Origin of the sequence: Flavobacterium sp. TMP13, from assembly GCF_050847115.1 — a bacterium.
Lineage (GTDB): Bacteria > Bacteroidota > Bacteroidia > Flavobacteriales > Flavobacteriaceae > Flavobacterium.
In genome coordinates, this window is sequence record NZ_CP193656.1 from 789,151 (window position 1) to 803,205 (window position 14,055).

11 protein-coding genes are annotated in these 14,055 nt (G+C 35.3%); all 11 read right to left on the reverse strand.

What is annotated here, in order from left to right:
• Window positions 1–2: 2 nt before the first annotated feature.
• The 11 genes from ACRASX_RS03450 to ACRASX_RS03500 all read right to left on the reverse strand — a co-directional run bounded on the left by ACRASX_RS03450 (window position 3) and on the right by ACRASX_RS03500 (window position 13,972).
• On the reverse strand, window positions 3–401 hold the full coding sequence (locus ACRASX_RS03450; protein WP_432222423.1) for a GlcG/HbpS family heme-binding protein: 399 nt from the start codon (window positions 399–401) through the stop codon (window positions 3–5).
• 166 nt (window positions 402–567) lie between these two features.
• A complete protein-coding gene (dtd, locus tag ACRASX_RS03455; protein ID WP_432222424.1) occupies window positions 568–1,020 on the reverse strand; it encodes a D-aminoacyl-tRNA deacylase in 453 nt (150 codons plus the stop codon).
• Between the two features lie 82 nt (window positions 1,021–1,102).
• Entirely contained in the window at window positions 1,103–2,080 is a 978-nt protein-coding gene (gene rsgA, locus ACRASX_RS03460) for a ribosome small subunit-dependent GTPase A (protein WP_066311270.1), read from the reverse strand.
• A gap of 256 nt (window positions 2,081–2,336) precedes the next feature.
• On the reverse strand, window positions 2,337–3,419 hold the full coding sequence (locus tag ACRASX_RS03465) for a chorismate mutase (RefSeq protein WP_432222425.1): 1,083 nt from the start codon (window positions 3,417–3,419) through the stop codon (window positions 2,337–2,339).
• Between the two features lie 8 nt (window positions 3,420–3,427).
• A complete protein-coding gene (locus tag ACRASX_RS03470) occupies window positions 3,428–4,288 on the reverse strand; it encodes a prephenate dehydrogenase (RefSeq protein ID WP_432222426.1) in 861 nt (286 codons plus the stop codon).
• A gap of 121 nt (window positions 4,289–4,409) precedes the next feature.
• Entirely contained in the window at window positions 4,410–5,555 is a 1,146-nt protein-coding gene (locus ACRASX_RS03475; protein WP_432222427.1) for a pyridoxal phosphate-dependent aminotransferase, read from the reverse strand.
• A gap of 71 nt (window positions 5,556–5,626) precedes the next feature.
• The gene (locus ACRASX_RS03480; protein WP_066311282.1) at window positions 5,627–6,466 is read right to left on the reverse strand and encodes a prephenate dehydratase; all 840 of its coding nucleotides are present in this window, start codon (window positions 6,464–6,466) and stop codon (window positions 5,627–5,629) included.
• Between the two features lie 380 nt (window positions 6,467–6,846).
• On the reverse strand, window positions 6,847–9,300 hold the full coding sequence (locus tag ACRASX_RS03485) for an AsmA family protein (RefSeq protein ID WP_432222428.1): 2,454 nt from the start codon (window positions 9,298–9,300) through the stop codon (window positions 6,847–6,849).
• Window positions 9,301–9,410: 110 nt separating this feature from the next.
• On the reverse strand, window positions 9,411–11,801 hold the full coding sequence (locus ACRASX_RS03490; RefSeq protein ID WP_066311292.1) for a ribonucleoside-diphosphate reductase subunit alpha: 2,391 nt from the start codon (window positions 11,799–11,801) through the stop codon (window positions 9,411–9,413).
• A 287-nt stretch (window positions 11,802–12,088) separates the two neighbouring features.
• Entirely contained in the window at window positions 12,089–13,066 is a 978-nt protein-coding gene (locus ACRASX_RS03495; protein ID WP_066313402.1) for a ribonucleotide-diphosphate reductase subunit beta, read from the reverse strand.
• A gap of 324 nt (window positions 13,067–13,390) precedes the next feature.
• Complete coding sequence (locus ACRASX_RS03500) at window positions 13,391–13,972, reverse strand: DUF3109 family protein (RefSeq protein WP_432222429.1); 582 nt, start codon at window positions 13,970–13,972, stop codon at window positions 13,391–13,393.
• Between the last annotated feature and the right edge of the window lie 83 nt (window positions 13,973–14,055).

A 14,055-nucleotide genomic window follows, 5' to 3' on the forward strand; every position in this document is an offset into this window, starting at 1 on the left:
TATTAGATTGCTAACGCACCCGATTCTGCCACAGTATGATCATTCTCTACTGAACTTCCGCTTACACCAATCGCTCCAATAATATCTCCAGCTGCATTTTTGATAGGAACGCCTCCAGGAAAAGTAATTAATCCTCCGTTAGAATGTTCAATATTATACAAAGAACCTCCAGGCTGAGATAAACTACCCACAACTCCTGTGTTCATATCAAAGAAACGAGCTGTTTTTGCTTTTTTAATAGAGATGTCTAAAGATCCCAACCAAGCGCCATCCATGCGGACAAAAGCTACTAAATTAGCTCCCGCATCTACTACAGCTATATTCATTTTTGTATCTATTGCAATTGCTTTTTCTTTTGCAACTGCAATTAATTTTTCGGCTTGAGCTAATGAAATGTTCATAATTTTCCTTTTTTTGTTATTTGATAAGTAACAAATATAAAGAATGAATTGCAATTTTTCTTTACAATTCAAATCATAAGACAAAAATTTGAAGTCTTAAAGTGCTACCGTAAAAATTATATTTTTGAGAGAATTAGAGTATTTTACATGCAATACTGTAGCATATTTATTCTCTGTTTTTACTGTCGACCAAAATAGTGACTGGACCATCATTAAGCAAACTGACTTTCATATCCGCTCCGAAAATACCGGTCTGCACCTTTTTCCCCAATTCGTTTTCTAAAGAAAAAATAAATTTTTCATATAGCGGAATGGCAATTTCAGGCTTCGAAGCTTTAATATACGAAGGACGATTTCCTTTTTTGGTCAAGGCATGCAATGTAAACTGACTCACCACAAGTATATCGCCGTGAATGTCTTGAACCGAGCAGTTCATGACGTCATTTTCATCTCCAAAAATGCGCATTTTAATGATTTTACCTACTAGCCAATCAATGTCTTCTTGCTGGTCTGCATCTTCAATTCCAACTAAAACAAGAAGTCCTTTTTGAATATCAGCAATGATTTTCGAGTCGACAGTGACCGAATCTTGAGAAACGCGTTGAATAACTACTTTCAAAATAATGGAAAATTAGAAATGTATGAAGAATTGAAGGATTGAATGACTAATAATTAATAATTTACAATTAACAATTAGATTACTACTTTCTTGTTTCATCGCTAGCTTTTCGATCTTCATCGTACGTATCTACACGGTAATGTTCGTCGTCTCCTTCTAATATTTTCAGGTAACTATTGTAGCGTGACCAAGCAATTTCATCTCTTTCTAATGCTGCTTTTATAGCGCAATGTGGTTCTTCTTTATGCAAGCAATTGTTAAATTTACATTGCTCTTTTAATCGAAAAAATTCTGGAAAATATCCGCTAATTTCTTCTTTCTCCATATCGACAATTCCAAAACCTTTAATTCCTGGCGTGTCAATGATACGGGCATCAAAACTTAGGTCGTACATCTCTGCAAAAGTAGTGGTATGTTGCCCTTGTTTACTGGCTTCAGATATGGTTTTTGTCTTTAAATGCAACGTAGGTTCCATCGCATTGACCAAAGTAGATTTCCCGACACCCGAATGTCCAGAAAACATACTGACCTTACCAATCATTAATTCTTTCAGTTTATCAATTCCTTTTCCTTCTGCTGCAGAAACGCGCAAACATTGGTATCCAATTTCTTGATACACATGTTGCATGTACAGTTGTTCGTCTAAAGTTGCCTCATCAAAAGTGTCAATTTTATTAAAGACTAAAATAGTCTCTATTCCGTACGCTTCAGCAGTCACCAAAAAACGGTCTATAAAATTAAATGTGGTTGGCGGATTATTAATCGTAACCAAAAGAAAAACGCGATCGATATTCGATGCGATAATGTGCATTTGATGCGATAAATTGACCGACTTTCGAACGATATAATTTTTTCTTTCGTGAATATTATGAATGGTTCCCGTTATTGTATCTGAAGTTTCTTCGAGTTCATAATCCACAATATCGCCTACGGCAAGAGGATTGGTACTTTTAATACCTTTCATTCTAAATTTCCCTTTCATTCTACACTCTATAAATTCGCCCGATTCGGCTTTTACGGTGTACCAACTTCCTGTCGATTTGTAAACGGTTCCTGTCATAGTACAAAGGTAAAATTTTGTTTGAAGTTTGAAGTTGAAAGTGTAAAAGTTTTTACAAGAAGAATACAAGCGTTTTTTGTCCTTCTGAAGAAGGAAGTAGCTCTATCAAATTGTGCGGAGATCTCTCCTGCGTCGAGATGACAAAATAAAATAACTCCTTTTTCAAAATACTATAAACAAACTCGTTTGGACAAGACAAAAAAATCTCCATTACTTTAAAAGCAATGGAGATTTTTAATAAAATATGAATCTTAAATTATGAATTAATCACTTTTTCTTGGTGACCAATACTTTCTTGGTGTATTGCTTTAAACATTTTTAGAACAAACTCTTCCGTTAATCCGCGTTTTTCGCCTTCTAAGATCATTTTTCCTAAAATTTCGTTCCAACGTGTGTTTTGAAGAATTGCTACGTTTCCGTCTTTTTTCACTTGACCAATTTGTTTAGCCACTTCCATACGTTTTCCTAGTAAATCCAATAAATTAGCATCCAAGACATCAATATTGGCTCTTAGCTTACTCATCTTATTCTCATAATCAGGAGTATCACCGCTTACTTTTCTTATCTTCAAATCTTTAAATATTTGTTTCAAAGCAGCTGGCGTTACTTGTTGTGCTGCATCAGACCAAGCATTGTCTGGATCAATATGCGTCTCGATAATCATACCGTCGTAATTCAAATCTAACGCCTCTTGAGTTACTTCTAAAATCATTTCACGGTTTCCTGTAATATGTGATGGATCAATGATCAAAGGTAAATCAGGGAATTTATTTTGCAATTCAATAGCAATTTGCCATTCCGGAATATTTCTGTATTTCGTTTTTTGGTACGTAGAGAAACCTCTGTGTATTACTCCTAGATTCTTGATTCCAGCAGCATACAAACGTTCTACACCACCCAACCATAAAGCCATGTCTGGATTTACAGGGTTTTTAACCAATACTATTTTATCTGTTCCTTTTAAGGTATCAGCAATTTCTTGAACTGCAAACGGATTTGCAGTCGTACGAGCTCCAACCCATAATACATCAATATCATGTTCTAACGCTAACTTACAGTGTGCAGCAGTTGCAACTTCAGTTCCCATCAATAAACCAGTTTCTGCTTTTGCTTTTTGCAACCATTTCAATCCAATTTCTCCAACACCTTCAAATCCACCCGGACGCGTTCTTGGTTTCCATATACCTGCTCTAAAAACGCTCACGTCAGAATCCTTCAATTCGTGTGCAATTTTCAATACTTGTTCTTCTGTTTCTGCGCTACAAGGTCCAGCAATCACAAATGGATGATCTAATTTGAATTCGTTCAACCAATTTCTCATTTCTTTCTTGTTTTCCATCTCTTTAGTTATTTTTTGATAGTTGTTATTCCGTTTAATATCTCTTTTATTCTATTGGTATTCGCCATTTCCTCATAAATTGCGTCATAGTCATCCGACACTAGTAAGTCTTTAAAATGTGTCAAATTGGCTATATATTCTTCAAGGGTTTTAACCACTTGTTTTTTATTTTGTTTGAATATTGGTGTCCACATCGCTGGTGAACTTTTGGCCAAACGAACCGTACTTTCAAATCCAGAACCCGCCATATCAAAAATATCTTGTTCGTCTTTTTCTTTATTCATCACCGTTTTACCCAACATAAACGAACTAATATGCGACAAATGCGATACGTAAGCAATGTGTTTGTCGTGCGATTTCGGATCCATATATCGTATTCTCATACCCATATTTCGAAACAAGTCTAATGCTTTTTCTTGCAACTTAAAAGCCGTTTTTTCGACCTCACAAATAATATTTGTTTTGCCTTGAAACAATCCTTTAATAGCTGCCGAAGGTCCCGAAAACTCGGTTCCTGCAATCGGATGAGTAGCAATAAAGTTTCTTCTTTTTGGATGATTCGCTACGATTTCGCAAATCGGCATTTTAGTCGATCCTACTTCAAAAACGATGGTTTGATCTCCAATCGCGTCCAACACTTTTGGCAAAACCAGTAACGCTACATCTACAGGCACCGAAACTATTACAAAATCGGCCGTTGCCAAATCTTCAAAATTCCCTTCTTTTTCAATCACGCCAAGCGCCATCGCTTTTTGTACGTGTTTTTCATTCGTATCAATTCCGTAAATAGTCGCTTCAGGATGTATTTCTTTGATGTCCAACACCATCGAACCACCGATTAATCCTATTCCTATTACGTGTACATTCATTTTTTCTATTTATTTGAAGCTGTTTCCTGCTATTCGCTGTATCTTTTTTGGCAGAAAAAACCAAAAAAGGATGCCGCTGCTATCAGGGCTAGACTTCTCGTTTTTTCAACGCAATGCCAATTTAAAATCGACTAATTGCTTCTTCTATTTTTTCTTCTTTCACACACAACGCGAAGCGAATATATCCTTCACCGTTACTTCCGAAAATGGTTCCTGGTGCAATAAAAATATATTTCTCGTGTAAAATTGTATTGATAAAATCTTCTGCCGAATCAACACCTGCAGGCAATTTTGCCCAAACAAACAAACCTACTCCTTCTTTATATACTTCGCAACCTAATTTCTCTGCCAATTTTTCGGTTAGCACTCTTCGTCTGCGATAGACTTTGTTCATGTCTTCAAACCACGATTTGTCACTATTTAAAGCAGCAGTAGCGCCTTTTTGAATCCCGTAAAACATTCCGCTGTCCATATTGCTTTTCACTTTCAAAACCGCATCAATGCAGGCGGCATTTCCTAAAACCATTCCCACGCGCCATCCGGCCATGTTAAACGTTTTACTTAGCGAATTCAATTCCATCGCTACTTCTTTTGCACCTTCTACTTGCAACAAACTCATGGGGTTGTCATTTAAAACAAAACTATACGGATTGTCGTTGACCAATAATAAGTTATGCTTTTTAGCAAATGCAATTAATTTTTTAAACAATGCCAAACTTCCGCGAGCTCCTGTTGGCATGTGCGGATAACCCAACCACATTAATTTTACTTTGGATAAATCTAATTTTTCTAACGCTTCAAAATCAGGCTCCCAATTTGTTTCTGCTTTCAAATCGTAATACACAGGAACAGCCTCAACTAATTTTGTTACCGACGAATACGTTGGATAACCAGGATTCGGAATCAATACTTGATCTCCTTTATTTAAAAATGCCAAAGAAATATGCATGATTCCTTCTTTCGACCCCATCAAAGGCAAAATTTCTGTATTCGGATCTACTGCTACTCCGTAATTGGCCTGATAAAAATCAGCCATTCCTTTTCGCAATTCTGGCAAGCCCTGATAACTTTGATACTGGTGTGCATTTTCGTCTTGCATTGCGGCAAGAACGGCCTCCATTACCGCTGGTGCAGGTTTTAAATCGGGACTTCCTATTCCCATGTTGATGATCGGTTTCCCGTCGGCAGCTAATTGACGTACTTCTCTTAATTTTGAAGAGAAGTAGTACTCTTCCACTACTTGTAAACGATTTGCTGTTGTAATCATTTTATTAAAATTTTGCTTATTCTCTGTTCTAGACCCTGCTCGAACTGACAAGCGACTTACTATTTATACCACTATTGAATTGAAAGTGGCTTTGTGTTTTTATATTCTCCTAAAACTTTAAAATATTCTGCCATAATTTGCAATACAGATTTGGCTTTAGAAAAATCTTCGTATTTGTCAAAAGTAACATCTACAAAAAATGAATATTTCCAAGGTGTTTCAATTTTTGGTAGCGATTGAATTTTCGTTAAATTCAGTTTGCAATCACTCATCACATTTAAAACCGCTGCTAAACTGCCGCGCTTGTGATCCAACTCAAATTTTATAGAAGCTCTATTAATATCGCTTTCTGGTACAAATGAATTTTCTCTATTAATAATAACAAAACGAGTCATGTTATTTTTTATCGCCTGAATTTGTGGCGCTATAATTTCTAATTCATACAACTCTGCAGCATTGGTGCTCCCAATCGCAGCAATTCCTTTCAATTGATTTTGCTGAATCCGACGCGCTGTTTCTGCGGTATCTTTATCTTCTACTAATTTTATGTTTGGATACATTTTTAAGAAATCCATACACTGCAACAAAGCCATCGGATGTGAATGCACTTCTTTAATATCGGCAATCGTTTGTCCGTGCAGACACATCAAGTTTTGATTGATATTTAAATAATGTTCTCCAATAATATGAAGGTTATTTTTATCGATCAGAGCATAATTGGGAATGATCGGACCCGCGATAGAGTTCTCAATTGCCATCACCGCTTGGTCTGTTTTTCCCGACAGTAAACTATCAATCAACTCATCAAAAGACAGGCATTCATCAATGCTTACATTCGTATCATAATACTCCTTAACTACCTGATGATGAAAGGATCCCTTGATCCCTTGTATTGCAATTTTTGTTGTCATAACTTCAAAAAAAAATCCTGATTGATATCAGGATTGTATATTAGTCTTACTTGTTTTATATATTTCAAATAACCATAGCACAATCCTTACTTCTACTAAAGAAGAAATAATAAGAGTTGCTAAAATAAAAACGGTTACTTGACATTTGCTTGTATTTTCGAATAAATTCTATGCGAATGTATAAATTAAATCCAGCGCACCAAAAAAAAAAGCGATATTTATCAAACAATAACAAATTTGTTATAAAAATGATTTGATTTTTTTCTATTGTGCATTTTAAGAGGCATAAACTGCGATATCTCAAATTGTATTTTGCTCTTTTTTGGCAGAACGCAGCGTAATTGTCAGCAACAAATTAAGTTAGTTAGAATTATTATCGATTAATCTTTAGCCTTATTTCCCCACTTAATTTTAATTTTACCTGCTTCGTCAACCGCGCTCAAATTCAAAACTATACCGCGTTCTCGAATTAATTTTTGCTCTTCGACGGTCAGTTCTTCCAAATCATTTTTAGGATTTCGCAAAGGTATTGTCAAATTTAAATTGGTGTTCTTGCCGAATGAATAAATGCCACTCATATCAAAATTGATGACATTGGAAGTTGCTGCAAATTTATTTATTAAAACGTCTTCCCCTAAAAGATCTAAATCGGCAGATAAATTACTAAAAGCGACATTCTTGACATCTCTAAAAGGAAAAGCTATTTGACCAATATTTACAAAAGGTCTAAAATTGACTAACGCACCATCTTTCACCTTAAAAGAAACAGCGCCTTTACTTTCTTTTTTCATTAAAGTTCCATTTGCATTTAAACGTCCAGCTATTTTTGCACGACTGTATAGGTTTCCTTTAATATTAGTAGGATCAAACGAAGTAATTCCGAAATTATCAAACGCCCTTAAAAACGTAGCAATTTCAACCTTTTCAATTACTACATCGCCAGCAAAAGTATATTTTTTAGCAGGATTAGAGAGCTGCCCATTAAATTGTACTGTTCCGCCGGCCATCCTAAAGAAGCCCTTGTTAATTGACAACTTAGCATTGTCTACTTTAATTTTCATTTGTGCTTGAGTAGCGCTCAGTTTACCATAAACCATTTTATCTGCCTTTATATCGAGGACAGCAGTAGATTTGTATATTGCTTTCTGAAAATCACTTGACACATTCTTTTTCTTAGAAACTACCGCTTTATTGGGCTTGGACAAAAGACTCAAAAACTGCTTGATATCCAAACGTGGACTATAAATGGACCAGTTTACAATCATTTTTTCGGGAGCATCGTAATACAAGTTCAAAAAGTTATCGACGCGTCCTTTCATCTGAACAATTGTAGTGTGTTCCTTAAAAGTAAATTCGTCTATAACTAGCGCATCTGGCAAAAATCTAAATTGCAAATTTGTTTTCTCGACCTTAATGTCCTTAGGAAAATATTGAAAAGAAGCATTTGCAACACTAATATTTCCTGTAAAAAGTGGTTTGGTAATGTAGAAATCAAGAATATCGAACTTGAAATCAAGAGCTACTTTTGCGTTTCCACCAGAAAAACGCAGCCATTTTTCATTTTCAGGATCATTTAATTTCTCTAATTTGAAATCAGAATTTAACTTTCCCGTTGCTATTGGCTGATCTAAATTTATGATTTTCCCGTTGGTAACTCGAAACGGCATATTGTGATAACTCGCATTGAAATCACTAAATAGTATCGCAGAATTTGCGTTTACGAATCCTTTATTTTCATTTATGTGATTGGTAAAAGTGGCCATAAAAGTGCAATTGGTCAAAATTGCATCAGGAATCTTTACTTCATCATCTTTTACATCTGCAGTTACAACAATCAATGGGTCTTCTTTTACAGTCAAATCACCATCAATTGTACATCGAACGTCTAACGGTTTTTTGAGATCGAAGCGATCGAGTTTTTTAGTAATATTTTGAGACAACAGTTTGGATGCGTCAGACCACATGATCTTAGTTCGGATATCGATTTGATAAGTATTGTCCTTATCCGTAAAATTAAAAAAAGAAGTAATGTCAAAAACCTCTTTACCTATATGCAAATCATTAGTTTGTATGGTGATATGTTTTATAGCATCAGTATAGTTGATTTTAAAAATTCCTGCCACAATTTGATCTTTTGCAAAACTTCCACGAGATTTATTAAACGTTAATTGGTGCACTTTTGTGTTTAATATAACTTCTGAAGTCCAATTCTTATCTTCAAAATCAGGTTTAGCTTTTAATGTAGCAACATCAAAATCGAAAATTTTATTCCCCAATTGGTTGTCGACAACAAAACGGACTTGCTCCATTGCAAGTTCCTTTATCTGAAAACCAGTTGTTGATGGATCTGCGTTTTTTGATTGATTCGAATTTCTAAATACAGAGGTATTAGAATATCCGCTGCTGTCTTTGTAAATGTAAACAGCCGCCTCTTTTATGGCTATTTTCTGAAAATCAACTTCATTTCTAAGCAACTTAAAAATATGCAAACGCACTTCGATTTCAGCTGCGTTTAACAATTGATGCTTGTGTTGCTTGAACAAACTGTCCTCTATTGTAACGTTTTTTAATATTAAAGTCACATTAGGAAAACCCTTTAAGAACTGATATTCGAAGTCACCAATTTGGGTTTTTCCTGCAATATTTTCATTAATTGTACTATTTATTGCAGTGGTAATTTGCGTTTTATTGGTATTAAAATAATAAGCGAGACCAACGCCAGCTACAACGATTATTAGCACTACAGAAATTATAAAATAAAAGACACGCCGAGCCCATTTCTTTACGATTTCCGACTGAAACAAACTTTTCCATTTTTCTGCAAACACTCCCATAGTTATCATTCAGTTTAACTAAAGGTAATCGAAAAAAAATAACAAATAGCAATAAAAAAAGCAGCTATCGAGTTGATAGCTGCTTTTGTAAGTTGTATTTGATGCGAAGATTAGCTTCCACACATATCGCAGTCTTCTGGACCTGCTGCTTGTGCTTTTAGTAACATCGCTTTATAGTCTTCTACATTTATTGGTTCAGGCTCCACTTTAGCTTCTGGAGTTTCTGCTTTCTTATCGTTGTTTAACGTGAACTTAATGGCATCTACCGCCGATTTTGTTCTTAGGTAATACATTCCTGTTTTTAAACCAGACTGCCATGCATAAAAGTGCATTGAAGTTAATTTAGGATAATTCGCATCTTGCATGAACAAGTTCAGCGATTGTGATTGGTCAATAAAATACCCTCTTTGACGTGACATGTCTAAAATATCTTTCATCGACATTTCCCAAACTGTTTTATACAATTCTTTTATGTCTGCTGGAATTCCATCAATGTTTTGAACCGACCCATTGTGACGCATAATTTCTTGCTTCAATGTTTCGTTCCAAATCCCTAATTTCACTAAATCTTCAAGTAAATGCTTGTTTACTACGATGAACTCACCCGAAAGTGTTCTTCTAGTGTAAATGTTAGAAGTATATGGCTCAAAAGCTTCGTTGTTTCCTAATATCTGAGAAGTAGAAGCTGTTGGCATTGGCGCAACCAATAATGAGTTACGAACACCATGCTCCATTACTTCTTTACGAAGTGAAGCCCAGTCCCAACGACCTGATAATTCTTCGTCTTTCATTCCCCACATATTGTACTGAAATTCTCCTTGTGACATTGGAGAACCTTTAAATGTAGAGTACGGTCCTTCTATTTTTGCCAACTCCATAGAAGAGGTAACGGCAGCAAAATACAAAGTTTCGAAAATTTCGTGATTTAGTTTTTTGGCTGCATCACTGGTAAATGGCATTCTTAATAAGATAAAAGCATCGGCCAAACCTTGCACTCCCAAACCAATTGGTCTGTGACGTACGTTTGAATTTTCTGCTTCTTTTACAGGATAGTAGTTTCTATCAATTACTCTATTCAAGTTGAATGTTACACGTTTGGTGACATCATATAATTTTTGGTGATCAAACTTTCCATTCTCTACAAACATTGGCAATGAGATCGAAGCCAAGTTACACACGGCAACTTCATCGGGAGAAGTGAACTCAATAATCTCGGTACATAAGTTAGAAGAACGAATTGTTCCTAAATTCTTTTGGTTCGATTTACGGTTCGCTGCATCTTTATACAACATGTATGGCAATCCAGTTTCAATTTGAGATTCTAGAATTTTTTCCCAAATTTCTCTCGCTTTGATTGTCTTTCTTCCTTTTCCAGCTGCTTCGTAACCTAAATACAGAGCATCAAATTCTTCACTGTGCACATCGGATAATCCTGGACATTCATTCGGACACATTAAGGTCCAAGTCGTATCTTCTTGCACTCTTCTCATAAATAAATCAGGAATCCACATTCCAAGAAATAAATCACGAGTTCTCATTTCTTCTTTACCGTGATTTTTTCGTAAATCAAGGAAATCAAAAATATCAGCATGCCAAGGCTCAATGTACATGGCAAAACTTCCTTTACGTTTTCCTCCACCTTGATCTACATAACGAGCTGTCATGTCGTACACACGAAGCATCGGTACAATTCCGTTTGAAGTTCCGTTGGTTCCACTAATGTAAGAACCTGTTGCTCTAACGTTATGAATTGCCAAACCAATTCCTCCCGCAGATTGCGAAATTTTAGCTGTTTGCTTCAACGTATCGTAAATACCATCAATACTATCATCTTTCATTGTTAATAAGAAACATGATGACATTTGAGGTTTTGGAGTTCCTGAATTAAACAAGGTCGGTGTCGCATGCGTAAAGAATTTCTTCGACATCAATTCGTATGTTTCAAAAACAGATGCAAGATCGTCTTTGTGAATTCCGATAGAAACGCGCATCAACATATGTTGTGGTCGCTCTACAATTTTTCCATTTAATTTTAATAAATAAGAACGCTCTAACGTTTTAAATCCGAAATAATCGTAATTAAAATCACGATTATATATTATAGTTGAATCTAATGCTTGCGCATTATTTTTAATTACTTCATACACGTCATCTGCCAATAATGGTGCCGGATTACCTGTTCTTGGATTTACATAATGATACATATCAGACATCGTTTCTGAGAACGATTTTGTAGTATTAGAATGTAAATTAGAAATAGCAATACGAGCCGCTAATTGCGCGTAATCTGGGTGCGCAATGGTCATAGAAGCAGCAGTTTCTGCCGCCAAATTATCTAATTCTGAAGTTGAAACCCCATCATATAATCCTTCAATAACACGCATGGCAACCTTAACAGGATCTACCAATTCATTAAAACCGTAACATAACTTTTTTATTCTATCCGTAATCTTATCAAACATTACTGGCTCTTTGCGGCCATCTCTTTTCACTACATACATAAGCTTACTATTATAAAGGTTAAACAATTTCGATCCAGAAAAAAAAGTCTAGACGTGCAATTGGGATTTTGTGTTTTTTTATACGAATTAAAGTATTCGCACTACTGTACTTGGTTAAGAATCGCAAAAAGGCAATTATTAACTATTTTCTGTTAGCGATTGAAGCTTCGATTTGGGGAAACAAAGTATTCAATCGCCTTAGAGCAACGAACACAGAAAAGCATTCGTTTGTATTTTTTAGGTTTCTTTATTGTGCGCGTCACACACTAAAAAGTAAAATTATTTTATTAAAATTCTGCGTCAAAAGAAATTTTTTGCGAATCAGAATCGGTACTCATTACTCCTGCTTTTTGGTATTCTGCTACACGCTTTTCAAAGAAGTTTGTTTTTCCTTGTAATGAAATCATGTCCATGAAATCAAAAGGATTACTCGCTCCGTACACACGGTCGCATTCTAACTCTACCAGTAAACGGTCGGCAACAAATTCTAAGTATTGCGTCATTAAAGTCGCATTCATTCCAATTAAACTTACTGGCAACGATTCTGTAATGAATTCTCTTTCGATATTTAAAGCATCTACAATAATCTCTGTGATTCTTGCTTTCGAAACTTTATTTACTAAGTGATGGTTGTGCAAGTGAACTGCAAAGTCGCAGTGCACTCCTTCATCACGCGAAATTAGTTCGTTTGAAAAAGTCAAACCTGGCATTAATCCTCTTTTTTTCAACCAAAAAATAGAACAAAAAGCACCCGAGAAGAAAATCCCTTCAACCGCAGCAAAAGCAATTAAACGCTCTGCAAACGAATCAGAATCAATCCATTTTAAAGCCCAGTCTGCTTTTTTCTTAATCGCTGGAAAAACCTCCAATGCATTAAACAAATCATCTTTTTCTGCATCATCTTTCACATAAGTATCAATCAATAACGAGTAGGTTTCGCTATGAATATTCTCCATCATGATCTGAAATCCGTAGAAAAATTTAGCTTCTGCATATTGCACTTCATTTACGAAGTTTTCGGCCAAATTCTCATTTACAATTCCATCAGAAGCAGCAAAAAATGCTAAAATGTGTTTGATAAAATATCTTTCGTCTTCAGACAGCTTATTATTCCAATCTGCCAAGTCTTGATGTAAGTCAATTTCTTCAGCAGTCCAAAAGCTGGCTTCCATCTTTTTGTACCATTCCCATATATCATGGTGCTTGATTGGAAAAATAACGAAACGGTTTTTGTTTTCTTGTAAAATTGGTTCTATCTGAGACATGTTGTATGAGTTTTCTATAAATATTTGTGCTCTTTTTTTAGCTTTTGAGTACATTACAAAGATTGCAATTTGTTGTCAAAAATAAAAGCCAAACTTATCCACAATAAGGCTTAGTTTTTAACAACCGAGGAAAAATGGGAGTCTTGGAGCTAAAAAACCAACTAATTAAAAAACAACAGATTAAAGAGGATTGCAGTTACACAATCTGACCTAGAATATAGAAATTTTATAACAATAAGCAAGTTAAAATTATAAAATTTAAAATTCTGAAATCAGTCTGCACGGCTTTAAAAATGCTCTTTTTTTCCGCTTCTAAAAGTCTTTCTAAAACTTATGTTTTTGTTTCTCCCATTCTGTAGCAATTACCTCTAATTCTGCATACCAATCTTCGCCAAATTTACGCACTAACGCTTCTTTTACGAATTTATAAACAGGCACTTCTAGCTCTTTTCCAAGAGAACAAGCAGCATCGCAAATATCCCATTTATCGTAATTAACAGCTGCAAATTCGGTAAAGTCTTTTACTCGAATAGGATATAAATGACATGAAACTGGTTTTTTCCAGTCTACAATTCCTTCATTGTATGCTTGTTCAATTCCGCAAAGTGCGGTTTTGCCGTCAAAAATAACGTAAGCGCAATCTTTATTATCTATTAAAGGCGTTTCTAATTCGCCATCTGTTCCTGTTACCCACGTTCCTTGCGCTTCGATTGCCGCAATGCCTTCTTTTCTTAAATAAGGCTTAACTTTTGGATAAATTTCTTCTAAAATTTTGGTTTCAGCTTCGCTCAACGGCGCACCCGCATCCCCATCTACGCAGCATGCACCATGACACGCTGATAAATTACACACAAATTCTTTTCCAAGAATATCCTCCGACACTATCGTTTTTCCTAACTGAAACATAACTCTAATTGCTAAAAAATTGTAAGCTGCAAAGATAGACAAAGCTTCGAGATTAATTCGACTCGATTAGAATTTAGAACAAT